The sequence below is a fragment of the Roseomonas sp. SRI_022 genome (genome assembly GCF_057586215.1).
Genome location: NZ_JBYCZL010000049.1, coordinates 1 through 25,919 on the forward strand (window position 1 = coordinate 1; position 25,919 = coordinate 25,919).

At 71.0% G+C, this 25,919-nt stretch carries 23 protein-coding genes; 8 read left to right on the plus strand and 15 right to left on the minus strand.

All coding sequences use genetic code 11. From position 1 onward, the window contains the following. Positions 1-4,299 (minus strand): NAD-glutamate dehydrogenase (locus AC2YHJ_RS27170; protein ID WP_487399322.1); only part of this gene is annotated, 4,299 nt, incomplete at its 3' end. Between the two features lie 112 nt (positions 4,300-4,411). On the opposite strand from AC2YHJ_RS27170, the gene AC2YHJ_RS27175 reads away from it, so the two are divergent. The 5 genes from AC2YHJ_RS27175 to AC2YHJ_RS27195 all read left to right on the plus strand — a co-directional run bounded on the left by AC2YHJ_RS27175 (position 4,412) and on the right by AC2YHJ_RS27195 (position 9,620). Continuing rightward, the gene (locus tag AC2YHJ_RS27175; protein WP_487399323.1) at positions 4,412-5,632 is read left to right on the plus strand and encodes a cupin domain-containing protein; all 1,221 of its coding nucleotides are present in this window, start codon (positions 4,412-4,414) and stop codon (positions 5,630-5,632) included. Continuing rightward, positions 5,629-6,051 (plus strand): OmpA family protein, encoded by a 423-nt coding sequence (locus AC2YHJ_RS27180; protein ID WP_487399324.1) that lies wholly within the window; start codon positions 5,629-5,631, stop codon positions 6,049-6,051. Before AC2YHJ_RS27175 ends, AC2YHJ_RS27180 begins: the two co-directional genes overlap by 4 nt. A 124-nt stretch (positions 6,052-6,175) precedes the next feature. After that, a complete protein-coding gene (locus tag AC2YHJ_RS27185) occupies positions 6,176-7,630 on the plus strand; it encodes a hypothetical protein (protein ID WP_487399325.1) in 1,455 nt (484 codons plus the stop codon). Continuing rightward, complete coding sequence (locus tag AC2YHJ_RS27190; protein ID WP_487399326.1) at positions 7,627-8,451, plus strand: hypothetical protein; 825 nt, start codon at positions 7,627-7,629, stop codon at positions 8,449-8,451. The genes AC2YHJ_RS27185 and AC2YHJ_RS27190 overlap by 4 nt, the downstream gene beginning before the upstream one ends. A 137-nt stretch (positions 8,452-8,588) precedes the next feature. Continuing rightward, positions 8,589-9,620 carry an MBL fold metallo-hydrolase gene (locus AC2YHJ_RS27195; RefSeq protein ID WP_487399327.1) on the plus strand — a complete coding sequence of 344 codons (1,032 nt, stop codon included), beginning with the start codon at positions 8,589-8,591 and terminating at the stop codon, positions 9,618-9,620. A gap of 228 nt (positions 9,621-9,848) precedes the next feature. Here AC2YHJ_RS27195 and AC2YHJ_RS27200 read toward each other — a convergent pair whose 3' ends face one another. The 7 genes from AC2YHJ_RS27200 to AC2YHJ_RS27230 all read right to left on the minus strand — a co-directional run bounded on the left by AC2YHJ_RS27200 (position 9,849) and on the right by AC2YHJ_RS27230 (position 17,668). Further along, positions 9,849-10,799, minus strand: coding sequence for an alpha/beta hydrolase (locus AC2YHJ_RS27200; protein WP_487399328.1), 951 nt, complete (start codon positions 10,797-10,799; stop codon positions 9,849-9,851). Between the two features lie 81 nt (positions 10,800-10,880). Continuing rightward, the gene (locus AC2YHJ_RS27205; protein ID WP_487399329.1) at positions 10,881-11,405 is read right to left on the minus strand and encodes a dihydrofolate reductase family protein; all 525 of its coding nucleotides are present in this window, start codon (positions 11,403-11,405) and stop codon (positions 10,881-10,883) included. Continuing rightward, on the minus strand, positions 11,402-11,977 hold the full coding sequence (locus AC2YHJ_RS27210) for a hypothetical protein (protein WP_487399330.1): 576 nt from the start codon (positions 11,975-11,977) through the stop codon (positions 11,402-11,404). Before AC2YHJ_RS27210 ends, AC2YHJ_RS27205 begins: the two co-directional genes overlap by 4 nt. 9 nt (positions 11,978-11,986) lie before the next feature. Then, on the minus strand, positions 11,987-13,657 hold the full coding sequence (gene mdoH, locus AC2YHJ_RS27215) for a glucans biosynthesis glucosyltransferase MdoH (protein ID WP_487399331.1): 1,671 nt from the start codon (positions 13,655-13,657) through the stop codon (positions 11,987-11,989). 81 nt (positions 13,658-13,738) lie between these two features. After that, on the minus strand, positions 13,739-14,710 hold the full coding sequence (locus tag AC2YHJ_RS27220; RefSeq protein WP_487399332.1) for a Bug family tripartite tricarboxylate transporter substrate binding protein: 972 nt from the start codon (positions 14,708-14,710) through the stop codon (positions 13,739-13,741). A gap of 195 nt (positions 14,711-14,905) precedes the next feature. Then, positions 14,906-16,357: a cardiolipin synthase gene (gene cls / locus AC2YHJ_RS27225; RefSeq protein ID WP_487399333.1), complete on the minus strand. Its 1,452-nt coding sequence runs from the start codon at positions 16,355-16,357 to the stop codon at positions 14,906-14,908. A 69-nt stretch (positions 16,358-16,426) separates the two neighbouring features. Next, positions 16,427-17,668, minus strand: a complete 1,242-nt coding sequence (locus AC2YHJ_RS27230) for a methyltransferase (RefSeq protein ID WP_487399334.1) — start codon at positions 17,666-17,668, stop codon at positions 16,427-16,429. Between the two features lie 83 nt (positions 17,669-17,751). Between AC2YHJ_RS27230 and AC2YHJ_RS27235 the strand changes: the two genes are divergently transcribed. After that, the gene (locus AC2YHJ_RS27235; protein WP_487399335.1) at positions 17,752-18,270 is read left to right on the plus strand and encodes an invasion associated locus B family protein; all 519 of its coding nucleotides are present in this window, start codon (positions 17,752-17,754) and stop codon (positions 18,268-18,270) included. After that, a complete protein-coding gene (gene rlmN / locus AC2YHJ_RS27240; RefSeq protein WP_487399336.1) occupies positions 18,249-19,448 on the plus strand; it encodes a dual-specificity RNA methyltransferase RlmN in 1,200 nt (399 codons plus the stop codon). The genes AC2YHJ_RS27235 and rlmN overlap by 22 nt, the downstream gene beginning before the upstream one ends. Before the next feature lie 9 nt (positions 19,449-19,457). Here the strand turns inward: rlmN and AC2YHJ_RS27245 are convergent, their stop codons facing one another. From AC2YHJ_RS27245 to AC2YHJ_RS27255, 3 genes are all read right to left on the minus strand, one after another. Next, positions 19,458-19,835: a rhodanese-like domain-containing protein gene (locus tag AC2YHJ_RS27245; RefSeq protein ID WP_487399337.1), complete on the minus strand. Its 378-nt coding sequence runs from the start codon at positions 19,833-19,835 to the stop codon at positions 19,458-19,460. Between the two features lie 79 nt (positions 19,836-19,914). Further along, entirely contained in the window at positions 19,915-20,385 is a 471-nt protein-coding gene (locus tag AC2YHJ_RS27250) for a YbaK/EbsC family protein (RefSeq protein WP_487399338.1), read from the minus strand. 10 nt (positions 20,386-20,395) lie between these two features. Next, positions 20,396-20,788, minus strand: coding sequence for an MAPEG family protein (locus tag AC2YHJ_RS27255; protein WP_487399339.1), 393 nt, complete (start codon positions 20,786-20,788; stop codon positions 20,396-20,398). Positions 20,789-20,837: 49 nt separating this feature from the next. On the opposite strand from AC2YHJ_RS27255, the gene hemW reads away from it, so the two are divergent. Beyond that, a complete protein-coding gene (gene hemW / locus AC2YHJ_RS27260) occupies positions 20,838-21,992 on the plus strand; it encodes a radical SAM family heme chaperone HemW (RefSeq protein WP_487399340.1) in 1,155 nt (384 codons plus the stop codon). Positions 21,993-22,192: 200 nt separating this feature from the next. Here the strand turns inward: hemW and AC2YHJ_RS27265 are convergent, their stop codons facing one another. The 4 genes from AC2YHJ_RS27265 to rfbD form a co-directional block, all read right to left on the minus strand. Then, a complete protein-coding gene (locus tag AC2YHJ_RS27265; RefSeq protein WP_487399341.1) occupies positions 22,193-22,588 on the minus strand; it encodes a MarR family transcriptional regulator in 396 nt (131 codons plus the stop codon). A 78-nt stretch (positions 22,589-22,666) separates the two neighbouring features. Continuing rightward, positions 22,667-24,052, minus strand: a complete 1,386-nt coding sequence (locus AC2YHJ_RS27270; protein WP_487399342.1) for a leucyl aminopeptidase family protein — start codon at positions 24,050-24,052, stop codon at positions 22,667-22,669. Positions 24,053-24,245: 193 nt separating this feature from the next. Next, complete coding sequence (locus tag AC2YHJ_RS27275) at positions 24,246-24,941, minus strand: SGNH/GDSL hydrolase family protein (RefSeq protein WP_487399343.1); 696 nt, start codon at positions 24,939-24,941, stop codon at positions 24,246-24,248. A gap of 122 nt (positions 24,942-25,063) precedes the next feature. Then, positions 25,064-25,919: dTDP-4-dehydrorhamnose reductase (rfbD, locus tag AC2YHJ_RS27280; RefSeq protein ID WP_487399344.1), on the minus strand; the 856-nt coding region annotated here is incomplete at its 5' end.

Below are 25,919 nucleotides of genomic sequence, written 5' to 3' on the forward strand. Positions count from 1 at the left end.
CAGGCCCGGCGGCAGGGCAGGGCCAGCGGATGCCGCTTCCGCCGCCAGCGCGGCGATGCCCGGCCGCAGCGTCGCCAGCGCGGTTTCGAGTGGCTGCGCCGGCGCGGCGAGCAGTTGCTGCGCCGCCGCTTCCTGCAGCCGCCGCAGCGACAGCAGCGCCGCGAGCCGCGCCTCGGCCGGTGCGGCCGCCGTGTCGATGGCATCGCTGGCGGCTTCCAGCCCGAAGGCCTCGGCCGCGAGCAGCGCGGCGCGGCAGGCGGCGACCGGGTCGGTCGCCATGGTCAGGCGCGCCAGCGCCGCGCAGCCCAACCGGTTCGCCACGGCATTGGCGACGATGGTGGCAACCAGGTCACGCCGCAGCCGGTGCCGCTCGATATAGCGCGCATAGGTCGCCTGCAGCGGATGCGGGAAATAGGCGACCAGCGCGGGCAGCAGCGCCGGTTCGTCCGGCAGGTCCGATTCCGTCAACGCATCGGTCAGCCACAGCTTGGCGAAGGGCAGCAGCGCGGCGATCTCGGGTCGTGTCAGCGCATCGCCTGCGCCGATCCGCCGCGCCATCGCCGCCGCATCCGGCAATCCCGCCACGGCGCGGTCGAGCAGCCCGGCATGTTCGAGCGTTTCCATCAGCGCCGCGTGGGCGGAAAGGTCATCCGCGCCGCCCATCTGTTCCAGCGTGATCGTCAACGATTGCTGGTGGTTGTCGCGCAGCACCAGGCCGGCGACCTCATCCGTCATCTCGCGCAGCAGCTCGTCGCGGTTGCGGCGTGTCAGCACCCCTTCGCCTTCGGCGTCGGCGAGCAGGATCTTGATGTTCACCTCATGGTCCGAGGTCGAGACGCCGGCGGAGTTGTCGAGCGCATCGGTGTTGATGCGGATGCCCTGGCGTGCCGTCTCGATCCGTCCGGCCTGGGTGACGCCGAGATTGGCGCCTTCGCCGACCACCTTCGCGCGCACCTCGTTGCCATTGATGCGGATGCTGTCATTGGCGCGGTCGCCGGCATCGGCCTGGGCTTCCGTGCTGGCCTTCACATAGGTGCCGATGCCGCCGAAATAGAGCAGGTCGACCTGCATGCGCAGGATCGCCTGCATGATGGCGGCAGGCTCGGCGCGGTCGGCGTCGATGCTGAGCATCGCGCGCGCCTGCGGCGACAGCGGTAGCGTCTTCGCATTGCGTGGGAAGATGCCGCCACCCTCGCTGATCAGCCGCGCTTCGTAATCGGCCCAGGAGGAACGCGGCAGGCGGAACAGCCGCTCGCGCTCGGTGTAGGACGCCTCGGCATCCGGATCCGGGTCGAGGAAGATGTGGCGATGGTCGAAGGCCGCGCGCAGCCGCGTCTTGCGGGACACGAGCAGGCCGTTGCCGAACACGTCGCCCGACATGTCGCCGACGCCGACCATGTCGAAGGGCGCATCCTGCACGCTGCGGCCCAGCGTTTCCTGGAAGTGCCGGTCGATCATCACCCACGCACCGCGCGCGGTGATGCCCATGCCCTTGTGGTCGTAGCCGGCGCTGCCACCCGAAGCGAAGGCATCGCCCAGCCAGAAGCCGTATTCCGCCGAAAGCCCGTTGGCGATGTCGGAGAAGGTAGCGGTGCCCTTGTCGGCGGCCGCGACGATATAAGGGTCGTCCCCGTCGCGCCGGATGATGCCGGGCGGCGTGACCACCGCCGTGCCCTGGTAGTTATCAGCGAGGTCGAGCATGCCGCGGACAAGCATCTTGTAGCAGGCGATACCTTCGGCCTGGAACGCTTCGCGGTCGGAAGCCGGCGGCGGGTGCTTCAGCACGAAGCCGCCCTTCGCGCCGGTGGGCACGATGATGACGTTCTTCAGCCGCTGCGCCTTCATCAGGCTGAGGATCTCGGTGCGGAAATCCTCCCGCCGGTCGGACCAGCGGATGCCGCCGCGCGCCACGGGCCCGGCGCGCAGGTGGCAGCCTTCCATGCGCACGCCATGGACGAAGATCTCGCGCCAGGGGCGCGGCAGCGGCATCTCCCCGGCCAGCGCGCTGTCCAGCTTGAAGGCGATGGTGTCCTTGCCCTGGAAGAAGGTGGTCCGCAGCATCGCGTCCAGCAGCACGCGCAGCCGCGACAGGATCCGGTCCTCGTCGGGATTCTCGATGCCGTCGAGCAGCGTCGTCCAGGCGGCTTCCGCCTTCGACGTGTCGCGGTCGGTCGCCTGCGGGTCGAAGCGGCGACGGAAGATCTCGATCAGCAGCCGCGCTGCCTCGGGCTGGGCGGACAAAGCCGCTTCCACGGAAGCCTGGGCGAAGGGGAAGCCGACCTGCTTGGCCCAGCGGAACATCGCCCGCAGCAGCCAGCATTCGCGCCAGTCGAGTCCCGCGCGCAGCACCAGGCGGTTGAAGCCATCCGCTTCCGCAGTGCCGTCCAGCAGCGCCGACAGCGCGCCGAGGATTTCGTCGAAGCGGTCCTCCGGGCAATCCGCGCCGGCTTCCAGGCGATAGATGTGCAGCACGGTCGGCGGCCCATCGGCCGGCGCCAGGTGATAGGGCTGTTCCTCCACTGCCCGCAGGTCGAGGCTTTCGAACAGCGGCAGCGCATCGGCCAGCGGCAGCGGCCCGCCGGCATTCGCAAGGCGCAGGGTCAGCGCGCGCGGACCCGCACCCGGGGCGCGCAGAAGATCGGCGCGCGGACGGCCCACCGCGATGGCGCGTTCGGCGAGCAGGATGTCCGCCACGCCCTGCGCGGCCGTCGCACTTTCCCGATAGGCGGGGGGGAAGGCGTCGCGCCAGCGGGCGAGCCGCGCGGCGGCCTCGGCTTCGCCTTCGGTGGCGGCAAGCGCTTCCGCCAGCCGCTCCCCGAAGCCGCGCGCGGCCTGCGCGATGGCGGCTTCCAGCACGTCGGCGTCGACATCGGGCACTTCGCCCGGCCGCGTCGCGATGATGTAGTGGATGCGTGCGAGCGGCGCGTCGCCCAGCGCGATGTAGAAGGCCGAGAGCCGCCCGCCATAGGCGCGCGCCAGCATTTGCCCGACGCGCTCGCGCAGCTTTGTGTCGAAGGTGTCGCGCGGCAGCCAGGCGATGGCCGAGACAAAGCGCTCGAACGGATCGGCCCGCACCGCCAGGGCCACGCGCGGGCGGATCGTCAGGTCGAGCGCGCGCCGCGCACCGTCCAGCACCACTGCTTCGGGGGCCTGGAACAGCTCGTCGCGCGGCCAGGTATCGAGGATGTTGCGCAGCGCGCGGCCGTCATGGCTGTCGGCCTCGATGCCGGCGAGTTCCAGGATGTTGTCGACCTTGCGGCGCAGCAGCGGGATGGATCGCGGATTGCGGTTGTAGGCGGCGGCGGCGAAGAGGCCGAGGAACAGCCGCCCGCCGATGACGCGGCCATGGGCATCGAAGATGCGCGTCGCCACCACGTCGGCATGCTGCGGGCGATGCACCGTCGATCGCATATTGGCCTTGGCCACGCTCACCGGCGTCGCGTGGGACAGCGCTGCCAGCACCGCGGGCGGGATGGCCGACAGGTCCCGCAGCGCGTCGAAGACGGGCACGGCGGGATCGCGCAGCAGGCCGAGATTTTCCTCCGGCACGATCTCCAGCGTGCCGTCGGCATGGGCGGCGTAGCGGCGATGGCCGAGCAGGACGAAGTTGTCCTCCGACAGCCAGCGCAGGAAGGCGGCCGCTTCCTCGGCATCGGCGCCGCCGGGGGCCGCCACCTCGGCCTCGGCCCCGTGCAGCAGGCGCAGCATGGTCGGGAAGGCAGAGGTGGCGGCCCGCACATCGGCCAGGGCGTTGGCGATGGCGGCTTCCAGTGCCTCCAGCGCCTCGGCCGGCCGGGACGGCGCGCCGGACAGCACCGGGCCGGCAGCGCCCAGGGTGACGCGCATCATGCTCTCGCGCGCCGTGGCGGCGGGATCGATGGCGAGCAACTGCCCCGCCCCGTCGCGCCGCACGCGCAGCACGGGGTGCAGCAGGGAGGCGACCGCCCGGCCGTGCAGCGCGAGGGCCGCCAGCACCGAATCGACCAGGAAGGGCATGTCGTCGGTGACGATCTCGGCGACCGGGCGGGCGCCCGTGACCGGACCGGGGGGCAGGATGCGGACCTTGGCGGTGCCCGGCGCGCGCTCGGCGGCGAAGCCATAGAGGCTGGCCGCGGCGGCAGCGATCGCCTCGGGCGGAGTGGCGGCGAGTTCCGCGGTCGGCACGGCGGCATGCAGCGCCCGCAGCAATGCGGCGGCATCGGGCGGCAGGCCGGGGGCCTGGGCGGCCAGGGCCTCGGCGGCGCCGCGCAGGACTTCCTCCCGCGTCGTGTCGGGCAGGGCGCGTGTGTCGTCCGCCATGGCTGTTCCTCCAGATTCTTGGCCCCGGCGGAGCCTGCGCCGGGGTGGGTCCCGGCGTCCAGCCCGACGCTGACGCGATCCCATGATCCAGGCTAGACTTCGCGGCATGAAGATGACGTTGCAAGACCTGCTCGCGCCCATCACGCCGGAACGCTTCTTCGCGGAGTTCCACGACCGGCAGCCGCTGCATGTCGAAGGCCATCCCGCGCGCTTCGCGGACGTGCTGGACTGGGCCGGCATCAATCGCCTGCTCGACATGTCCCATATCTGGACGGAGACCAGCTTCCGCCTGGTGCTGGACAGCGTGCCGGTACCGCCCGCGCAATACAGCGTGAAGGCGACCTCGCGCGACGGCGCATCGGTGCTGCAGCCGGTGGCGGAGAAGGTGCAGGACTGGGTGCGGCGCGGTGCCTCGGCCGTGATGAACGACGTGGACAGCCTTTCGCCCGGCCTCGCCGCCATCTCCGATGCGCTGGAGGATGCCGGGCTCGGGAAGGCGCAGGCGAATGTCTACATCTCCTTCCAGCAGCACAAGGCGTTCCACTCGCACTACGACACCCACGACGTCTGGGCGGTGCAGGTGGAAGGCGAGAAGACCTGGAACATCTGGGAGGGCCGCGCGGAATACCCCATCCCGCATCCGATCTTCCGTGGCCAGAAGCAGGATCACCACGACCGCGCCAAGGGCGCGTTGCTGCGACAGGTCACGTTGAAGAAGGGCGACATCCTGTATCTGCCGCGCGGCTGGTATCACGATGCGCTGGCCGAGGCGCCGAACTCCGTCCACATCGCCTATGGCGTGCACGCGCCGCTCGGCATGGATGTGCTGAACATCCTGTCGGAACGCGCGTTGTACGACGTGGAATTCCGCAAGCCGCTGCCGCGCCAGGATGGGGCGGCACCAGGGAAGTACGCGCTGTCGCAGCAACTCGCGGCGCTGGGTGCGCGGCTGAGCGACCTCGCGAAGGACCCCAAGGTGCTGGAGGTGCTGGAAGGCTTCATCCGCGATTATCGTTTCCGGCGCGGCGGCTTCGACCTGCTCGCCGCGCGCGACGGCGCGCCGGCCGCCGCAGCACCCGCCGCTGCCGCCCCTACCGGGCCACGCTTCCGCGTTGCCGATCCCAGTGCCAAGCCCGTGCGGCGCGGCAATGAGTTCGGGCTGCGGACGAATGGCGGCGTCATCCCGCTGTCCTTTCCCGAGGTCGAGGCGACCGCCTGGGTGCTCGCCCGGCCGGTGGTGGCCGAGGCGGAACTGGGCGCGGCCTGGCCGGCGATCGACGCGGCCGGGCTGATCGCGCGGCTGCGCAAGGCCGGGGTGCTCGCCGGACCATGATCCGCCTGCTGTTCGCCCTCGGCATCCTCGCCGGCCCGGCCCTGGCCGAGACCGCTCCCTTCAACTGCGTCGGCGCCGAGCAGTTGGAGGACGACGTCTTCTCCATCCCCTTCGCGCGCGGATCCTCGCGGCTCGGCGATGCGGCCCGTTCGCCGATGGATGCGGTGATCGAGGCGCTTGGCGGCGAAGGCGCCCGCGTGGCCTGCATCCTGGGCCATGCCGGGCAGGAGGGCGGGGCGACTACCTCCATCCGCCTCGCGGCCGAGCGCGCCCGCGCGGTGACCGATGCGCTGGCCGGCCGTGGCGTGCCGCGCGAACGGCTGCGGTCCGAAGCCCGCAGCGCCCAGTTCAGCCCGCGTGTGCGTGCGGCCTTGCCGCCATCGCGCACGGTGACGGTGGTGGTGCTGCCGGCGCCCTGAGAATGCTTCGCAAACCCGCCTGAGACGTGCGTTTTTCCCGCCCACCGTGTCCTGGCTGCGCTTGCGGAGGACATGGCGCAGCCGTCATCCTGCCCGGTGCTTGGATCCCCCCGAAAGGCCCTTCATGCGCCTGCCTTCACTGGCGATGGCCGTCTGCATCGCTCTGGCCCCTCTGATGGCCTTGGCGCAGCCTGCGCCCCGTTCCGCCGCTCCCCAGCCGCCCGCGCGTGAGCGCGAAGCCACGATCACCAACCAGTCGGGCCAGACCCTGCGGGAGCTCTATGCCGCCCCGCCGGGTTCGGCCGAATTCGGGCCGGACCTGCTGGGTTCCGACACCGTGCCCGACCGCGGCAGCTTCCGTGCGCGCATCCAGGGTGCGGCCTGCGACCTCGAATTCCGCGCGGTCTATCAGGACGGCACCGAGGACCGGCGCCGGCAGAACATCTGCCAGAATCGCCGCGTGCAATTCGGCGACACCTCGATCCCGCTGCGCGAGCTGACGGTGCGCAACGAGACCGACGCCATCCTGCTGCAGATCTTTGCCGCGCCGCCCAATGCGCCCGGCCGCGGCCCCGACCGGCTGGGCGAGAACATCATCCCCGCCGGGCGCGAATGGCGCGTGCGCCTGGGCCGCACGCGGGACTGCATCTTCGACGTCACCGCGGTGTTCGAGGACGGCGAGGAGGAGACGCGCCCCGCGCTCAACCTGTGCCGCGAAGCCCGCGTGATGTTCGGCGATCCCAATGCGCCGCGGCGAGAAGCACGCATCAGCAACACCGGCGACCGTGCGATGCGTGAATTCTATGCCTCGACCCGCGCGCCGACATCCTGGGGTCCCGACCGGCTCGGCACCGATATCCTGCCCGCCGGCGGCGACTTCACGCTGCGTGTGCGTGGCGCCGCGTGCCTGTGGGACCTGCGCGCGGTCTATGAGGATGACGCCGAGGAGGTGAAGCAGGGCATCGACCTGTGCCGGCTTCGGGAAGTCGCCTTTGACGGCTCGGGCGCACCGCGCCCGCCGGAACGCCGCGTCACCTTGGTCAACCGCCACGGCGCCATGGTGCAGGAGGTCTACATCTCCGGCAGTTCCGAGGAGGATTGGGGCCCCGACCGGCTGGGTGAGGAAGTCCTGCCGCGCGGCCAGCGGCGCGAGGTTGCCGCCCGCTTGCGCGACTGTGAGGCGGACCTGCGCATAGTCTTCGAGGAGCGCCGTGCCGCCGAGGAACGCGCCGCGATCAATCTGTGCGAGACGCCGGTGATCGTGCTGCGGCCCGGCTGGACGCTGGCCGACCGCCTCGACGAGGACGAGCCGCAGGATAACGGCCCGCGTCCGGGCAGCGTGCGCCTGCGCAACACGGCGGATGTGCCGGTTGCCGAGCTCTATGCCTATCCGGCCGGGCAGGATCGCGGACCGGACCGCCTTGGGCGCACCGTGCTCGGCGTCGGGGAGACGCTGGACTTCGCCCCGCCCGAGGGCGTCGGCTGCATTGCCGAACTGGCCGCGGTGTTCCGCGACGGGCGGGAGGTGATCCTGACCGGGCTCGATCTTTGCGCCGGGGTGGAGCTGGTCCTGCAATGAGGCGCTTCCTGCTGGCGGCGCTGCTGTGCGCGGCGGCGCCGGCGGCCGCCCAGGGTGTGCCCGAGGCGCTGCGCGGCACCTGGGCCACCGGATCCTGCGCTGACCCGACAGCCTTGCTGCACGTCACCGCGCGCAGCGTCGCCCGGCTGCCGGCCGCCGGTCCGGCGCGGCTGGTGCGTTTCCGCACCCTGCGCGACCAGGATGGATGGACGCTCGGCATCGGCGCGGGGGCGGAGGCGCCGCGCGTCATGCTGCGGGCGCAGGAGGACGCGCTCGAACTCGCCGAGCCCGATGCCAAGCTGCGCGACGACCGGCTGCCCGGTGCGACGCCCGTTACGCGCTGGCTGCGCTGCCAGGCGGGCAATGTCCGGCTGTCGCTGCTGCATGGCGAGGGCCTGGCCTTCCTGGGCACGCTGGAACGGCTGGAAGCGGTCTGCCAGGCCGGCCCGATGCCGATCTGCATCGGCGGGCTGGTCAGTGAGGCGGACGTCTCCGGTGACGGGCTGCTGTCGGTGGCGGAGGTGGCGCGGCTGCTGCGTGGCGCCGCCTGGGCGCTGGCCGTGCAGCAAGGCGGCGATCCGGACGGGATCGCTATCGCCGGCGGGCTTGGGGGCGTCGCGGCCGTGGCGGCGGCACGACTGTTGGTCGCGAGCCTCGACTACGATGACGACGGCAGGCTGTCGCCGGCGGAACTGGCGCAGGACCGGCTGGTCTTTCCCAGTGGCACGGGCAGCCCCGACGGCCGCCCCGGCACGATCGAGTCCCTGGCCGAAGGCGCGGGGCTGCTGCGGAACCTGCTCGAGCGGATCGCGTCGGAATAAGCGCCGGCCGACGCTGGAGCCGTTCCCGTTCGCCAGGCCTCACGGCAACCCGGTGAACGGCGCCCGACATGTTCATTCCGCGATTGGTATGAGCGACCCTTCTTGTGGTAGCCTGAGCCGTTCGAGGAGTCTGAGGCATGACGACGCGTGGCGTTATGCAGGGTTCCCGCAGGTCAGGCCTTATCGGCAGCCGCCGCTCGCTGCTGTGCGTGGCCATCTCCACAGCGATCGCCGCCCGCGCACACGCGCAGGGATCCGCACAACCAGGCGGAGATCGGCCGTCGATGAGAGTGACATTGCTTGGGACCGGGGCGCCTGTGCCCCTTCCGGATCGGTTTGGGCCCGCGACACTGGTCGAAGCTGGTGATCAGAAGCTGCTATTCGACGCGGGACGCGGTGCAACGATCCGCTTCTTTCAACTCCGCGTCCCGTTGGCTTGGCTCGATGCGGTCTTTCTGACTCATCTACACTCCGACCATGTGGTGGGCCTTCCTGATGTTTGGCTCACGCGGTGGCTTTTCGTGTCAAACGCCGCCGGCCGAACGACGCCGTTCCACGTCATCGGCCCGACCGGCACGAGGAACCTGATGGAAAACCTCGAACGAGCCTATGCGGAGGATATCCGCATTCGCCTGGCGGACGAGGGGCTGCCGCGCGAGGGCGTTACCATCGTGGCGGGGGAGTTTAGACAGGACGGCGTGGTCTATGACCGCGGAGGCGTCCGCGTCATCGCCTTCGAGGTGGATCACGGGGAGCACATCAAACCGGCCTATGGATACCGCATCGAATACCGCGGCCGCGCGGTCGTGATTTCGGGCGACACCCGCTACAGCGAGAACGTGGTGCGCCATGGCACGGGCGCTGATCTGATCATCCACGAGGTCGGCGCCGCCCGGCCGGAAATCGCGGACAATCCGCGCGTGCGGACGATCATGGACCACCATACTTCCCCACAGGACGTGGGCAGAGTCTTCAGTCGCGCGCGACCGAGGCTGGGCGTCTATTCGCACCTGGTATTGCTCTCGCTGGGCAACGTGCCCCCTCTCACCGCCAACGAGCTGATCGCGCAAACGCGCGAGACCTATGATGGACCGCTCGAAGTCGGCACGGATCTGATGGCATTCGACATCACGGACACTGGTGTCGAAGTCCTGCGCTGGCCGCGGTAGTAGACACGACCGCGCGCCGTCCGTTCGACGTGCAGCCAGGCACGCCATGGTTCGCATCACGCCCGCGCGGTTTCCAGCGCGGGCGCTCGCCCTGCTTATCGAAGAGCTTGATCGCGGCATGGCGCTACTGGGTTGCCACGGCTTGGAGGACGTGCGGCAGTGTCGCTGGGGTAGAGCGCCGAGCCTGGAATTACCGTCACATTCCGGCTCCATCAGTGGGTCCTGAGCCTAGGTCAGCCCCCAATGCGCCCGCAGCGCCGCCGCCGCCTGGCGCAGCGTGAGGTCCGAGGTTGGGATGAACCGCCCCATGGTGAGGTAGGCGTGCATCTGGTTCGCGACATGCAGATGCGTCACCGCCACGCCTTCCATATCCAGTCGCTCCGCATAGGCGATGCCCTCGTCACAGAGCGGATCGTGGCCGCAGGTCATGACGAAGGCTGGCGCCGTGCCGGCCAGCGAGGCCGCCCGCAGCGGGGAGGCGCGCCAGTCGGTGCGCGACGACGTCTCTGGCAGGTAGTGGTCGATGAACCAGCGCATCGTCGCCTTGGTCAGCGGATAGCCCTCGATGCAGCGATCGTAGGAAGGTCGCGCATCGGCGGCCACGTCGGTCGCCGGATAGAGCAGCAACTGGAAGCCTGGCGCGGGCACCGTGCCGTCGCGGCCCATCAGCGCCAGCACGGCGGAGAGGTTGCCGCCGGCGCTGTCGCCGCCGACCGCGATGCGCGACAGGTCGATGCGCAGGGCCGCGGCCTCGGCATTCACGAAGCGCAACGCGGCGGCGCAATCATCCACCGCGGCCGGGAAGCGATGCTCCGGCGCCAGCCGGTAATCCACCGATATGACGCAGGCGCCGAGGTGATTGGCGAGGCTGCGGCATAGCTGGTCGTAGGTGTAGAGGCTGCCGATCACCCAGCCGCCGCCATGGATGAAGACCAGGCATGGCAGCGCGGCGGCCGGGTCGGTGCCAAGGCCGCGATACCGCCGCAGCCCGATCGGGCCGGCCGGGCCGGGGCAGGTCAGGTCCTCGGCCTCCGCCACCACCTGCGGGTCGGGTTGCAGCACGGGGACTGAGGCGGCGGAGACCTCGCGCGCCTGTCCGGGCGTCAGGGTGTGCAGCGCCGGGCGACCGCTGTCGCGGATCAGGTCGAGGACGCTCCGCGCGCCGGGATCAAGGGGCATGGTCTCTCCGTCAGTCCGCGATGGCAGTCCGCAGAGCGTGCCGGGTAAGGCGGCGACGATCCAGCCCGGTCGGGACGGAACTCAGCCGCGGTCGTAGTCGAGTTCGACCACGCCGTTCGGGAACGACCGCGTGCCGGTGAGTCGCCAGCCCTGCAATTGGCCCGCCGCGCCGAACAGCCGGATGCCGGCACCGAGTGTGACCGGGATGACGAACAGCTCCAGCCGATCGACGAGGCCGCGCGCCAGGGCCGCCTGCGCGACCACCGCGCCGCCCAGCAGCCAGATGTCGCCCTCTGTCTCAGCCTTCAGCCGCGCGACGACGGCGCCGAGGTCGCCCTGCGCCGCCTCCACCCCCGCCGGCGGGTCGGGGTCGAGCGGCCGCTGCGTCAGCACCACCACGCGTTTGCCGGTGTAAGGCCACTCCGCGAAGCCGAGCATCTGGTCATAGGTCACGCGGCCGGTCAGCAGCGCGTCGATGCCCGCGAGGAAACCGGCCATGCCGTAGTCCTGCGCGTCGAAGGGAGCGAGCCAGCCGATGTCGCCATCGGCATCCGCCAGGCAGCCGTCGATCGACATGGCGGCATAGAGGATGACCCGCGCCGTCATGCGCGATGCCGCCAGCGGGCGCGCACCGCACGCACCCGCTCGATGAGGCCGGGGCCATCGCCGAACACCAGGACCCGCGCGCGTCGTGTGAGGCCGCGCAGCATCGCCTTGGCGCGCCGCATGGCCCGTTGCGCGGCCTGCCACGCCGGCAGCGCATCGAGATAGGCATGCGCGCGCGCGAGCAGGCCGACGACGAAGTTCCGCACGCGGGCGAAGGCCGCGATCGTCATCAGCTTCGGTTCTGCCACGGCGTAGAGATGCGCCGCGACTGCCGTGCCCAGGAACTTCGCGCCGACGAGCAGCGTCACACCCTTGATCACGTGCCCGCCGCCGATCAGCCAGACCGCGGCGAGCTTCAGCGGGATCAGCCCGAGCATCGGGACCAGGAACAGCAGCAGCACGACCCGCGCATCCAGCCGCGCGATCAGCCGTTCCAGCCCGGCGAAGATCGGCAGCCGCGCGATCGCGGCGCCGAGCCGGCCGGCCCAGCGCCAGATCGTTTCCTCCAGCACGACCCAGAGGAAGGCGAGGAGCAGCAGCGGAGCGCGCAGCATGCGGCGAAGATGCAGCATGGCCGGAGCCTAGCGGACTCCGCCGGGGATTTCCTCCGGCAGGGCGCAGATCTCCTCCTGCCGCAGCCAGGCGGAGAAGGAGGCGTCGGCGGTCACCACCGCAAAGGGGATCGCCAGCAGCAGGGAGGCGAGCACCGGCGCGACCAGCAGCAGCGCGAGCGGCGAGGCGATGGCGAAGGCGGCGGTGAGCACGATCCCCGCGAGCGTCGCCGGCCAGAACTGCCGCGCCGCGTCGAACCAGGACACGCCCCGATCGGCCCGGTTCTGCGGCACCCAGCCGACCTTCAGCCCGAAGGGCACGGCAACCAGAAACAGCGACTGCGCCATCAGCCGGGCGGGTTCCATCAGGGTCGTGAAGGCGATCTCGGCGGCCGCGTCGCGCAGCACCTCCTCGCGCCCGCCATAGGTCGCGGCGAGTTCCGGCTTCAGCAGCATCTCGGCATAGCCGGCGAGCTTCGGCGCGTAGTAGCAGGCCCATCCTGCGAGCAGCAGCAGGATCAGCCAGCCGGTCGGCGTCGACTCGCCACCGCCGGTCAGGGCATTGATCGCGGCCAGCAGCAGGATGGCGCAGCCGAGCGGCGCGCCCGCGAACAGCAGCATCGCCTGCACCAACTGCCAGCGCGCCATCCAGCTCTGGCCCGGAAGGCGGAGCAGGGCCAGGTACTGCATGTTGCCCCCCGCCCAGCGGAGGTCGCGGATGATGAAATCGCCGAAGGTCGGCGGATTGGCCTCGGTGCTGCCGCGGTCGTCCGGCAGCACGCGCACCTTCCAGCCGGCGGCGATCAGGCGCGTGGCCTCCACCTGGTCATGGGACAGGATGCGCGAGCCGTCCGGCAGCGGGGCGAGCCGGCAATGCTCGCGGAAGGGCTCGATGCGGATGACGGCGTTGTGGCCCCAATAGGGGCCCTCATCGCCCTGCCACCAGGCCTGCCCGGTCGCCCAGGTGCGCATGCCCTGGCGCATGCCGAACTGGAACAGCCGGGGAAAGGCGGCGCTGGCCGGGCGGCCATGGATCAATTGCTGGACGATGGCGAGCTTGGGGTCGGCTTCCAGCACCGCGACCAGGCGCAGCACGGCATCCGGCGTCATCGACGAATCGGCATCGAGGCACAGGAAGTAGTCGAGGCCCTCCGCATGGCGGTCGAGGAAGTCCATCACGTTGCCGGCCTTGAAACCCTCATTCACAGCGCGGCGACGATAATTGGTGTCGGTGCGGCCCTTGGCGAAGGCGCGGATGGCGGCTTCCTCCGCCAAGGCGGCCGGGCCGGCGGGCGTGTCCGACAGGATCCACAGGGCGAAGCGGTCGCCCATGCCGCGCACCGCCAGCCCGTCCATCAGCCGGGCGAGCGGCGGCAGGACGCTCGTCATGTCCTCGTCGCGGATGCAGATGGCGATGGCGGTGCGGCCCTGCGGCGGACCCGGACGCAATTGCCGCAGCGCCGGCAGAACGGCGCCGACCGGGTCCTTCGACAGCAGCAGTATCGCAAGGCCCACCAGCGCGTTGGCGGCGGACAGCGCGCTCCACGGCATGGTGCCGAGGAAGCACAGGAGGATCAGCACCTCCCACACCGTCCAGCCGCCCGGCGCGAGCACCGCGACGGCCAGATGCAGCAGCCCCGCCATGATGAGCACGGCGAGGGCCACGAAGAGGATGCGGCGGAGCAGGATGGGTTCGGTCACGCCCATTTTCTATGCCTGGAGCATCGCGGGATTGCGAGCTTTCTGTCCGGCACCCGGCTGAACGATCCGCCGCCGTTCGAATCAGTCGATCTGAGCGCCGGATGCCCGCACCACCGGCGCCCATTTCGCCACTTCGTCCCGCATGAAGGCATCGAAGGGTGCCGGGCCGAGCGGCCAGGGTTCCGCCCCGTAGTCGCGCAGGCGCTGCGCGATGCCGGGGTCGTTCAGCGCGGCGACGATCTCCCGCCCCAGCCGGTCGCGGATCGCCATCGGCACGCCGGCCGGCATGGCGACGCCGTACCAGGAGGCAACGTCGAAATCGGGCACGCCCTGTTCCATCAGCGTCGGCAGGTCCGGCATGGTGCTGGCGCGCTGCGCCGTGGACACGCCGAGCGCGCGCAGCATCCCGGCCAGCACCTGCTGGCGGGAGACCGGGGCGTTGTCGATGTTGAACAGCACTTCCCCGTTCAGCACGGCGGCCATCGATGGCGCGGTGCCGCGATAGGGCACGTGCGTCACGTCGATGCCCATCCGCATGCCGAACAGCAGGCCGCCGAGATGGGAGGAGGTGCCCGACCCGGCCGAGGAGAAATTCGCCCGCGCCGGATTGGCACGGCAGAAGGCCACCAGTTCCTGCACCGTCTTCACCGGTCCGTCGGCCTTGACGATCATCACGTTGGGCATCGCCGCGATGCGCGCCACGCCCGGCAGGTCCTTCAGCGGATCGAAGGACAGGCGGCGATACAGCGTCGGCCCGATGCCGTGCGAGGCGATGTGGTTGACGTAGTAGGTGTAGCCGTCGGGCGCCGACCGGGCGGTCAGTTCCGCCCCCACCATGCCGCCTGCGCCGGGCCGGGGGTCCATGATCAGCGGCTGGCCGAAGACCTCGCGCAGCCGGTTCTCCATCATGCGCATGAAGATGTCGGAAACCCCGCCGGCCGACCCGCCGATGATGAAGCGGATCGGCTTGTCGGGCCACGCGGTCTGCGCGCGGACGGATGGGGCGGCCAGCAGGCCGCCGGCGGCGCCGGCCAGGGCGCGTCGGGTGATCATCTCGTACTTCTCCCCCCTCTAGGACTTTCGACAGCAGCCTAGGGCAGGGAGGGGGCGTGGCGGAATGGCTGATCGCGCCACGCGCGCCGGTAAAACCCGGATGCCGAAGGTATCTGGGTTTACGGCGCGCAGGGTTGGCGTGGCGGCTGCGCGTGGGACAGAGCCAAACCCGAACTCCATTGGAGTTTGGGTCTATCAGAGCACCGGGCTGAACATCGTCAGCGTGTTCTCCCACAGCCGGCGCGGGATCGACCGGCGCCGCAGCCGTTCCGGCAGGACCTCCGTGGCGTCGCGCAGATACGCGTCCTGCCGCTCCCGGATCTCCCGCGCCACCGTTTCGGAATGCAGCAGGATGTTGTTCTCGAAGTTCAGGTCGATGCTGCGGCGGTCCATGTTCGCCGAACCGACCAGCGCCACGGCGCAATCCGGCACCAGCGTCTTGGCGTGCAGCAGCCCGCCATGGAATTCGAACACCCGGACGCCGGCGGCGAGCAGGTCCGGGTAGTAGGCCCGGCTGATTGCGCCGACCGCCCAGGAATCGTTGCGCGCGGGCAGGATCAGCTTCGTCTCGACGCCACGCCGGGCGCAGGCGATCAGTGCAGCGAGCAGCGGCGCATCCGGCACGAAATAGGGGGTGGAGATCACCACCTCCCTCTCCGCGCCGCCGAGCAGCGCGACGAACACATCCGACATTGCGCCCTTGGGCGAATTGGGGCCGGTGCCGAAGGCAATGGCGGGAAAGCCGCCCGGCGTCGCCGCGGGCGGGTCGGAGGCGAGCAGCGCGGTCAGGTCCTCCCCGGTCTCCGCCATCCAGTCGGCGGCGAAGAGAAGCTGGTTCTGCAGCACCACCGGCCCTTCGAAGGACAGCATGATGTCCACCCAGGGGGCGAACTTCGCCTTGATGCGGAATTCCGGGTCGGAGCAGTTCTGGCTGCCGCAGAAGGTGACGCGGTTGTCGATGACGACGATCTTGCGGTGGTTGCGCAGGTCCACCCGGTTGCCGAGGAACACCAGCGGCCCGCGCGCGATGGGCAGGGCGCTTTGCAGCCGCACGCCGGCCTCGGTCATGGCGCGCCAGTGGCCCGACCGCACCAGCGGCCGCGACCCGATGCCGTCGGCGATGACCCTGCAGGTGACGCCGCGCCGCGCGGCGCGGCACAGCGCCTCGACCACCTTCAGCCCGTTGGTGTCAGCGAGCCAGATGTAGAAGGACAGGTGAACCGTGCTGGCCGCGGAATCGATCGCCGCGACCATCTCGGCGATGGCCGCGTTGGAATCCGGTGCGAGATGGGCCGTGTTACCCCCCACGGTCGGGCCACGGGCCAGTGCCTCGCACAGCCGGAAGGCCGGCCGGAAGCGTTCCGGAATGGCGTCATGCGCTGCCGCGGCGGCCTCGCTGCCGGGTCGCGCCTTGCGCGCCAGAAGGTCGAAGACGGCGACGGAACGGTTGCGCAGCCGCCGCGCGAGCCAGGGCTCGCCCACCAGCAGATAGACGCCGACCCCCACGCCCGGCAGCAGCAGCAATGCGAGGACCCAGGCGGCGCGCGACATCGGGTCCCTGCCGTCCACCAGCAGGGCGCGCAGGATGACCAGCAGATGGATCACCGCGAAGGCGGCGACCAGCACGAGGTGGGCCGACGGCAGCATGATGCCCGGGCGTGCCTGGGATCGGCGGACTTGTCCACCGCGATGCGGCGCCGGGCGCTTCCGGCCGCGTTACCGCGCCGCCAGCAGCAGCCGGTTCACCCGTTCCATCGCCCGCGCCAGCGCCGCGAAATCCTTGGCGAAGGCTTCCCGCGACACGCCCTTGGCGGCCAGTTCGTCGCCGATCGCGCCGATGCTGCGCTGCCCATCCACCCGGGCGAGGATCGCCTGCGCCAGGCGCGGCAGGGCGATCGGCACGCTCAGCCCATCGAAGGCGATGCGCAGCACGCCATCGGCGGGGATCGTCGCCGCCAGCTTCGCGCCGTCCAGTTCGCGCAGCACCGGCACCGAGGCCTCGTCATCCCAGGCCGGGGCCTGCGGTGCCTGGCCGGCGCGGACGCAATAGGCGATGTGGATGCCCATGTTGCCGGACGCCGCCTCGGCCAAGGCGGCGCGCTGCACCGGGTCCAGCCCCGCGGTGCGTTCGCGCAGCCTTGGGTCGGTCAGGAAACTGTCGGGATCGTAGCGGAAGGGTTCGACCAGGCAGCGGATCTCGAGCCCCGCCGCCGCGACCAGCGCGGCGAGCTGCGGCACGGTGAAGGCCACGTCGCGCGGGTTCAGCAGCAGGTCGTAGAGCCCCGCATCACCGCCCTTCACATGGTCGGTGATCCAGGGGTTGCGGCGCAGCCAGTTGGTCTCGGGCAATTGGCGCCACAGGCGCTTGGCGGTTTCGACGCGCTCGCGCGGCGGCTGGTCGGGCGGTGCGATCAGCCGCAGCGCTTCCTGCACCATGTAGACGCCGGTGCGGCCATGCGGCGCATAGACCATCAACCCCACCCCGCCGCCGGGGGCGAGCACCGACACCAGTGCCTTCAGCCCCGCGAGCGGGTCCGGCAGGTGATGCAGCACGCCGCAGCAATCGACGTAGTCGAAGGGACCGAGGCCGCTGGCCGGCAGTTCGAGGATCGAGCCCTCCTCGAATCTCACGTTTTCGAGAGATCGCGCCGCGACGCGCGCCCCCGCGACCTTCCGCGCGCCGGCAGACCGGTCGAGCCAGGTCACGGTTCCCGGTCGCCCGGCGGTGGCCATCTGCTGGGCGAGCATCAGCGTCGCGTCGCCCGACCCGCCGCCGGCCATCAGCGCGTTCAATGGCCGGGAAGCCGGGCGCCGGGCGCCGAAGATCCAGTGATCGACCTCCCGCAAATGGCTCGGGCTGCCGACGATCAGGCGCTTCGCCTCATCGCGCGGATCGCGCTGCGGGTAGGGATAGGCTTCGTACTGGGCGGCCAGGGCGGCATCGGCAGCGTCGCTCATGGCCCGCCTGTTACGCCGGGACGCGGCGCGCGGCCAGACGGCGCGCGGTTGCCCCGGGGGGCGCAGCTTCGTATCTAGGGGCCATGCGAACGCTTCTCCTTGTTCCGGCCCTCGTGGCCCTGGCCGTCGTGCCCGCCCTGGCGCAGCAGCGCGGTGCCGCCAGCACGCCGCAGGGCCCCCGCCGGCTGGGCGATTTCCAGTCCTGGACCGCCGCCGTGCACAGCGAGGGCGGGCAGAAGGTCTGCTACGCCTTCACCCGGGCGTCGCGGACCGACCCGTCGCGTGAGGGCGTGATCCTGACGGTGACGCACCGCGCCAGCGGGCGCGACCAGGTGGCGCTTTCGGCGGGATATGCCTATCCGCGCAATGCGGCGGTGACGGTCACGGTCGGGCAGACGGCACTGCCCTTCTACACCGGCGGCAATTCGGCCTTCGCGCGGGACGGCCGCGCGGCGGTCGCCGCCTTCCGCGGCGGGTCGCAGGCGGTGGCGCGCGGACCGCGCGCCGGCGGCCGCGGCAATGCCACCGACACCTTCACCCTGTCCGGCTTCTCGGCTGCCTACGATGCCATCAGCCAGGAATGCCCGGCGCCACGGCGATGAACGTCATCCTCCCCACCGACGGGCTGGAGGACGCGGAGCGCGCACGGATCCTCGCGAAGGCAGCGATCTTCGCCCCGCCGCCGGCCATGTTGCCCGACGGGCGGCGCGACCTGGTCGGGCTGTCGCGTGACGAACTGACCGCCGAAATGGCCGCGATCGGTGAGAAGCCCTTCCGCGCCAAGCAGCTCTGGCACTGGATCTATCACCAGGGCGAGACCGACTTCGCCAGGATGACGACGATCGCGAAGCCGATGCAGGCGCGGCTCGCGGAACGCTTCGTGGTCGGGCGGCCGGGTGTCGCGACCCAGCAGGACAGCGCCGATTCCACCCGCAAATGGGTCTTCGCCTTCCGCGACGAACAGCGCGTCGAGACGGTCTACATCCCCTCGGCGGATGAGGATCGCGGTGCTGTCTGCATCTCCACCCAGGTCGGTTGCACCCTGTCCTGCAAGTTCTGCCACACCGGTACGCAGAAGCTGGTGCGCAACCTGGGCGCGGCGGAGATCGTCGGCCAGTTCATGGCGGCGCGCGATTCCTACGGCGAATGGCCGTCGCCGAAGGACGGCACGGCACGGCACCTGTCCAACATCGTCGTCATGGGCATGGGCGAGCCGCTCTACAATTACGAGAACGTCGCCAAGGCGCTGAAGATCGTCATGGACCATGAGGGCATCGGGCTCTCGCGCCGCCGCATCACGCTGTCCACCTCCGGCGTCGTGCCGATGATGGATCGCTGCGGGGCGGAACTCGGGGTCGGCCTGGCGGTGTCGCTGCATGCCGTGACGAACGAATTGCGCGACGAGATCGTGCCGCTGAACCGCAAATACCCGATCGAGGAACTGCTTGCCGCCTGCCGCCGCTATCCCGGCGCGTCCAACGCGCGGCGCATCACCTTCGAATACGTCATGCTGCGCGGCGTGAACGACAGTGAGGCCGAGGCGCGCGAGCTGGTGCGCCTGCTGCGCGGCCTGCCGGCCAAGGTGAACCTGATCCCGTTCAACCCCTGGCCGGGCAGCGCCTACAAGACCTCGACCTCCGAGGCGATCCAGCGCTTCGCCGCGATCCTCAACGATGCGGGCTATGCCAGCCCGATCCGCCGGCCGCGCGGACGGGACATCCTTGCGGCCTGCGGGCAGTTGAAGACGGAAAGCGAGCGGAAGAAGGCCTCCGCGGCCTGAAACGGCGGCCTATTTCTCGACCTCGCCTCCGGCCTCGAGCCAGTTCTTGAAGCCGCCGAGGTTGCGGACCTTCTCGTAGCCCATCTCCTTCAGCGTCTTCAGCACCAGGGCGGACCGCCCGCCCGAGGCGCAATAGGCGACGATCGTCTTCGCCGGGTCGAAGGCCTTGTCATGAGAGGCCGCGGTGGTGTCGGCGCGGAACTCCACCAGGCCGCGCGGGACCGCGACGGCGCCGGGCACCTTGCCGGAGGCGGCCACCTCGGCCGGTTCCCGCACATCGAGGAACAGCACGTCCGGGCGGCCGACCAGGCCCTTGGCCTCCTCGGCGGAGATCCTGGGCACGGCGGCCTCGGCGGCGGCGAGCATCTGCTGGACGGTGAGGGGCATTCGGTCCTCCTTGTGGGTCGTGGCCGAGACTAGGCACGCCCGCGGGCATCCGGCGAGGGGCCGGCCTGATGCGACGGCGCTACTCCCGGATATCGGCCACCTGTGCCCCGGTCATGCGCAGCAGGTCGGCGGGGGAGGTGCGGAACACATGCTGGGGCGAACCCGCCGCCGCCCAGACCGGGTCGAGTGCCATCAGGTCCGCGTCGAGCAGCAGGATCGGTGGCGCGAGATGTCCGACCGGCGAGACGCCACCGATCGCGAAGCCCGTGGTGTCGCGCACCCAGACCCCTTCGGCGCGCTTGACCGGCTGGCCGATCGCCGTGGCGACCTTGGCCATGTCCACCCGGTTGGCGCCGGAGGCGATGACCAGCACCGCCCGTGGCCCGGCGCGGAAGACGATGGATTTGGCGATCTGCGCCACGTCGCATCCGACCGCGGCGGCGGCCTCGGCGGCGCTGCGGGTGCCATCGGGGAAGGCTGCGATGGTGTCGGGGTGGCTGGCCGCCAGCAGGGCGGCGCGCACGCGTTCGACGGAGGAGGAAGCGCTCATGCCCGCCCCGCTACCACAATCCGGCCCCGGCCCCGAAGGCCAGAACGCCCGCCCCGCCGAGCGCGATCAGCGTCAGCGCGATGCCCGCTGCGCGCAGCGGGACGATGTCGGGGTCGCGTGACATGCCGGCCGCATGCAGCACGCGCCCGGCCAGCATCGCCGCACCCAGCCCATGCAGCGGCCAGGCTGCCGCCCCGCAGAGCTCGGCGACCGCAAGGGTTACGACGAACAGGGGCACATACTCCGCGAAATTCGCGTGCACCCGCACGGCGCGTTCGAGCGCCCGGTTGCCGTCGGTGCCGAGCATGACCCCGCTCGGCTGACGCACTGCGAAGACGCGCAGCGTCAGCAGGATGAACAGGCCGATCAGCAGGCCCGCATACAGGGCGGTGACATGAGGCATCGAAATTCCCCGGTTCGACAGGCGGCCCCCGCCACGCCATATCCCCCGCGTGACCGAACCCCTCGCCCTATACATCCACTGGCCGTTCTGTGCCGCCAAGTGCCCCTATTGCGACTTCAACTCGCATGTGCGCGACCGGGTGGACGACACCCGCTTCCGCGACGCCCTGCGCCGCGAACTGGCGCATGAGGCCGCGCGGGTCGGCCGCCGGCCCCTGACCAGCATCTTCTTCGGTGGCGGCACGCCGTCGCTGATGGCGCCGGAGACCGTAGCCGCGCTGATCGAGGATGCGCGCGCACTGTTCGACGCCGCCCCGGACGTCGAGATCACGCTGGAGGCCAACCCCACCAGCGTCGAAATCGGCCGCCTCGCCGCATTCCGCGCGGCGGGGGTGAACCGCGCGAGCCTCGGCGTGCAGTCGCTGGAGGAGGAGGCGCTGCGCTTCCTTGGCCGCCGCCACGATACCGCGCAGGCTATTGCGGCCCTGGAGGCCGCACGGACCATCTTCCCGCGGCTGTCCTTCGACCTGATCTATGCCCGCCCAGGCCAGGAGGAAGCGTCCTGGCGCGCCGAGCTGCGCCGCGCCCTCGCGCTCGCCGCCGATCATCTGTCCCTGTACCAGCTGACCATCGAACCGGGCACGCAGTTCGCAACCCTGCATGCGCGCGGGGCCTTCGCCCTGCCGGAGGGCGACGCCGCCGCGCGGCTGTATTTCGCTACCGCCGAGGAAGCCGCCCGCTTCGGCCTGTTGCCGTATGAAGTCAGCAACTACGCGAAGCCGGGGGCCGAGAGCCGGCACAACCTCGCCTATTGGCGCTATGGCGACTACCTCGGCATTGGCGCCGGGGCGCATCAGCGCGTGCTGCAGGATGGCCGGATGATCGCGACGCGCCGCCACCGCGCACCCGAGGAATGGGCCGCTCGCGTCGAGCGCGACGGCCATGCGGCGGTGGAGGAGGAGGCGCTGACCCCCCGGGACCGTGCACGGGAAGCGCTGCTGATGGGCCTGCGCCTCGCCGAGGGGGTCGATCCCGCGCGCATCGCGGCGCGGTCCGGCCTGCCCTTCGAACAGGCGGTCGATCCCGCGATGCTCGCGGCGCTGCTGGATGAGGATTACCTGGCCTGGACGGCGGAAGGCCGGCTTCGCGCGACGGCGGAAGGCATCGTCAGGCTGGATGCGTTGCTGCCGGTGCTGCTGCGGTAGGCAGGACGACAGGGCCGGCGTGCGGCCGGGCGTGAGGCAACGGTGCGGATGCCGGCCGGGCCGGGAGGCTGGCGGTATCGCACGCAACCTCCGCGCAAAGGGGGAATCCGATGCGCGGAGGATGCCGCGCGGTGCCGATGGGGCGACCGCGCGTGGAGCAGGGGCTCCGATCCGGGGGACAGCCAAGCGGCTGCCCGGGATCAGACCGCGCGCAGGGCCGGCTGTTCCGGCGCCGCCAGCAGCTTGGCTTCCGCCGTGCCCTTGGCCGCTTCGGTCATCACGCCGCGGAGGTCCTGCAGGAAGGTCGTGCCCTTCGGCGTGCGCTGCACGAGGACGCTGCGGCGGTCGGCCGGGTCCACCTTGCGGCGGGCGAGGTCAAGCTCGCCAAGCCGGTCGAGCGCGCGGGTGATCGCCGGCTTCGAGACGTTGAGGTCCGAGGCGAGGCCACGCACGGTATGCGGGCCTTCGCCCAGATAGACAGTCAACAGCACGGCGAGCTGGCGGGCCGACAGGTCCGGTCCGTCGCTGCGGACCAGCGCGACGATCGTCTCGCGCAGAATGCCGATGTGCTGATCGGGGTTCCCAGGGAGGGTCATAGGTTCTTCCTTACTGTGTTTGGGGCGGCATCGCCGCCCGTCTGGTGCCTTTTGTGGCGAGGGAAAGCGCCGAGTATCTCAAGGACTCGACGCAGGGTGGTAGTCTTGTGCCATGTCCGCAATCATGGCGTGTAGGGCGCGTGCGCATTGCGCTTCGCCGCCCTCGGGTCGGCCGGCGCGCTGCATATCATTCCACGCATATAGATCAAGATGGGCCCATTTCATTCCGGGGGGCACGAAGCGGCGCAAAAACAGTGCCGCGACGACCGCCCCGGCCATGGGCTTCTGGGCCACGTTGGACAGATCCGCGAAGGGGCTGTCGAGCCAGGGGTCGTAGCCATCATGCAGCGGCAGGCGCCACATCGGGTCCTGCACGGCGGCGCCGGCAGAAAGCAGCCGGGCGGCCAGCGCATCGTCGTTGCAGAACAAGGCCGGCAGGTCCGGCCCCAGGGCCGCCCGCGCGGCGCCCGTCAGGGTGGCGCAGTCGATGATCGCCGCTGGCGACTGTTCCGCGGCGAAGGTGAGCAGGTCGCACAGCACCAGGCGACCTTCCGCGTCCGTGTTGCGGATCTCGACCTTCAGGCCCTTGCGTGTGCGAAGCACATCCATCGGTCGCATGGCAGTTGCTGAGATGGCGTTTTCCACCGCCCCGACCAGCACCAAGAGGCGGACCGGCAGGGCGCTGCGCATCACCATTTCGGCAACGGCAAGAACGACCGCGGCGCCGCCCATGTCCTTCTTCATGCGCAGCATGCTGGCCGAGGGCTTGAGGTCCAACCCGCCGGTGTCGAAACAGACGCCCTTGCCGCACAGGGCGATCAGCGGCCCGTCCGCCGCGCCGGTCCAGCGCAGCACGGCCACGCGCGGTGCACGGGGGCTGCCCGCGCCGACCGCGGCGACCGCCGGGAATTCCTGGGCCAGGGCCTGGCCGGTGATCACCTCGCAGGCGGCGCCGTGGCGGCCAGCCAGCGCGGCGGCGGCCTCGGCCAGTTCCGCCGGGCCGAGATCGGCCGCGGGCGCGTTGATCAGGTCGCGGGCGGCGCAGATGGCTTCGGCCATCATCACGGCCTGCCTGGTCCCTTCGCCCGCTTCCAGCAGCGCGGGCGCGGACCCGCCGGTCTTGTGGCGGCGCGGGCGATAGGCGCCGAGCGCCCAACCCAGGGCGGCGAGCGACGCATCGCCTTGCCCCGGCGCAAGGCGCCATGCGCTGCCCGAGGGCAGGGCGCGCGGCAGGCCACCATAGGCCCAGGGGCTGGTTTCGGCGCCAAGGCCAATGACGGCGCCCGCCAGCCCATCGGGGCCGGGCAGCAGCGCGTGCTCGCCGGATGCGGCGGTGAAACCGGTTGCGCGCAGGAATGCCGCGCCCGCGGGCGGCATCGCGTCCAGCAGGCCCGGCAGCCCCTCGGGCCGCACCGCATGCAGCGGCAAGGCCGCAGGCGCATTGGCCGTCAGGCCTTCAAGCATCGTAAACTCCCGTTGACGCCCGGATCGCAAATTCGTGATCTCGAATGCGTAACGGCGTTGTCATACCGCGTGGGGCGCCCGAAAGCCAACGTTGCCAGGGCGCAACTGCGTTATGCATGGTGTGCAGTGCAGCAGGACTTGTCGGCGCTGCGCAGGCAAACCTGGCACCACGGTCAGGCAGTGCGGCAGCCGTTCACGGGCCTCGGGCGGGGCGGATCGGCGTGCCGGCCAGGAGCGCATCGGCGAGTGTCTCGGCAAGGCAGGCATAGCCACGGTCGTTGTGGTGGAGCCCGTCGGCGATCAGCAAGGCCGATGGCGGGACGCCGGCGGCCGTCCAGCCATCCATCATCGCCCCGCGGGAGAACAGCGACACCCCCGGCGTGGTGGCGGCGATCTCGGCCAGGATCGCGTCGAAGCGGCGGTTGCCGGGATTGGCGTCGATGCGCGGGGCGCGCTGGTTGTCCATCAGCACGACGCCGATGCCGGCCCGGCGCAGCATGCCGACCCCCTCGCGGACGAAGCGCGCGAAGGCCTCCGGCGCCATGCGGCGCATCGCGGCATTGGCGCCGACTTGCCAGATGACGAGGTCCGGCCGCTCGGCGATCACGTCGCGCCCGATGCGGTTCGTCATGGTGTCGGCGTCTTCCCCGCCGACGCCACGGTTCAGCACCGTGACGCTTGGGCCAAGGGCAGCGCGCAGCCGCGCTTCGAGGACCGCAGGATAGGCATGCGCCGCATCCGTCGCCCCCGACCCGGCGGTGGAGGAGGAGCCGAGCGCGACGATGCGCAGGCCATTCGGGCGCCGCAGGGCATCGGCGAGGGGGGCGGAGACGATCGCCGGATGGCCTGGGCCGGGGCATGCCGTGGCTTGGGCGGTGGCGGCAGGCATGGCGAGCGCCAGGACAAGAAGGGCGCCTCGAAGGACGCTTGGCACGCCGCGCCATCTCCGCGCCGTGCCCGCCGGGCAATTCCGATCCGGCCTCACGGCCGCGCCAGGCAAGGCGGTTCGCGTCATCTCGGCCCCAGAGCACGCAGCACGCGCATCAGCCCCTCCTGCCAGGGTGGCAGTCGCACACCGAAGGTCGCGGCCAGCCGCCCGCAATCCAGCCGCCCATCCGCCGGCCGGACGGCACGGGTCGGGTAATCCGCGGTAGCGATGGCCCGCACCGCCGGACGCGGCCCGCCCGCTGCGAAGATCGCCTCGGCGAAGCCATGCCACGTGGTGAAGCCGTCCCCAGTCGCATGAAACACGCCGCGATGGGAGTCCTGCCAGCCCTCATTGCGAATACGCGCCAGAACGGCGGCGATGGCATCGGCGAGGTCGGGTGCCGCGGTCGGGCTGCCCTGCTGGTCGGCGACGACGCGCAGTTCCGGCCGATCCGCCGCGAGGCGCAGCATGGTGCGCAGGAAATTGTTGCCCGTCGCCGCGAAGACCCAGGATGTCCGCATCACCAGCGTGCGTGGGTTTCCGGCCAGCGCCGCCCATTCCCCGGCCAGCTTGGTCCGGCCATAGGCGCCGAGTGGATTGGGTGCATCCGCCTCGACATAGGGCGCGCCCTTGCGCCCGTCGAAGACGTAATCCGTCGAGACCTGGACCAGTGGGATGCCGGCAGCGGCGCAATGCGCGGCGATCAGCGCCGGGCCGATCGCATTGGCGCGGAAGGCGCCGGCCTCGTCGTCCTCCGCGGCATCGACGGCGGTCCAGGCGGCGCAGTTCACCACCGCATCCGGCCGCGCCGTGGCGAAGGCGGCGGCGATGGAGGCCGGCGCGTCGAAATCGAGATCGGGGCGGCCGAGGAGGATGGCCTCGAAGCCCTTGCCGGGCAGTGCCGCCGCGAGGCCGGTCGCGAGCTGCCCGCCCCGTCCG

Coding starts and splice junctions, on each gene's coding strand:
- AC2YHJ_RS27185 (WP_487399325.1), top strand. CDS start 6,176: ATGCGCCTGCCTTCACTGGCGATGGCCGTCTGCATCGCTCTGGCCCCT.
- AC2YHJ_RS27235 (WP_487399335.1), top strand. CDS start 17,752: ATGCGAACGCTTCTCCTTGTTCCGGCCCTCGTGGCCCTGGCCGTCGTG.
- AC2YHJ_RS27270 (WP_487399342.1), bottom strand. CDS start 24,052: ATGCTTGAAGGCCTGACGGCCAATGCGCCTGCGGCCTTGCCGCTGCAT.
- AC2YHJ_RS27220 (WP_487399332.1), bottom strand. CDS start 14,710: ATGATCACCCGACGCGCCCTGGCCGGCGCCGCCGGCGGCCTGCTGGCC.
- AC2YHJ_RS27175 (WP_487399323.1), top strand. CDS start 4,412: ATGACGTTGCAAGACCTGCTCGCGCCCATCACGCCGGAACGCTTCTTC.
- AC2YHJ_RS27255 (WP_487399339.1), bottom strand. CDS start 20,788: ATGCCTCATGTCACCGCCCTGTATGCGGGCCTGCTGATCGGCCTGTTC.
- AC2YHJ_RS27230 (WP_487399334.1), bottom strand. CDS start 17,668: ATGAGCGACGCTGCCGATGCCGCCCTGGCCGCCCAGTACGAAGCCTAT.
- AC2YHJ_RS27180 (WP_487399324.1), top strand. CDS start 5,629: ATGATCCGCCTGCTGTTCGCCCTCGGCATCCTCGCCGGCCCGGCCCTG.
- AC2YHJ_RS27200 (WP_487399328.1), bottom strand. CDS start 10,799: ATGCCCCTTGATCCCGGCGCGCGGAGCGTCCTCGACCTGATCCGCGAC.
- AC2YHJ_RS27250 (WP_487399338.1), bottom strand. CDS start 20,385: ATGAGCGCTTCCTCCTCCGTCGAACGCGTGCGCGCCGCCCTGCTGGCG.
- AC2YHJ_RS27190 (WP_487399326.1), top strand. CDS start 7,627: ATGAGGCGCTTCCTGCTGGCGGCGCTGCTGTGCGCGGCGGCGCCGGCG.
- AC2YHJ_RS27205 (WP_487399329.1), bottom strand. CDS start 11,405: ATGACGGCGCGGGTCATCCTCTATGCCGCCATGTCGATCGACGGCTGC.
- AC2YHJ_RS27265 (WP_487399341.1), bottom strand. CDS start 22,588: ATGACCCTCCCTGGGAACCCCGATCAGCACATCGGCATTCTGCGCGAG.
- rlmN (WP_487399336.1), top strand. CDS start 18,249: ATGCCCGGCGCCACGGCGATGAACGTCATCCTCCCCACCGACGGGCTG.
- AC2YHJ_RS27210 (WP_487399330.1), bottom strand. CDS start 11,977: ATGCTGCATCTTCGCCGCATGCTGCGCGCTCCGCTGCTGCTCCTCGCC.
- cls (WP_487399333.1), bottom strand. CDS start 16,357: ATGCTGCCGTCGGCCCACCTCGTGCTGGTCGCCGCCTTCGCGGTGATC.
- AC2YHJ_RS27275 (WP_487399343.1), bottom strand. CDS start 24,941: ATGCCTGCCGCCACCGCCCAAGCCACGGCATGCCCCGGCCCAGGCCAT.
- AC2YHJ_RS27245 (WP_487399337.1), bottom strand. CDS start 19,835: ATGCCCCTCACCGTCCAGCAGATGCTCGCCGCCGCCGAGGCCGCCGTG.
- AC2YHJ_RS27195 (WP_487399327.1), top strand. CDS start 8,589: ATGACGACGCGTGGCGTTATGCAGGGTTCCCGCAGGTCAGGCCTTATC.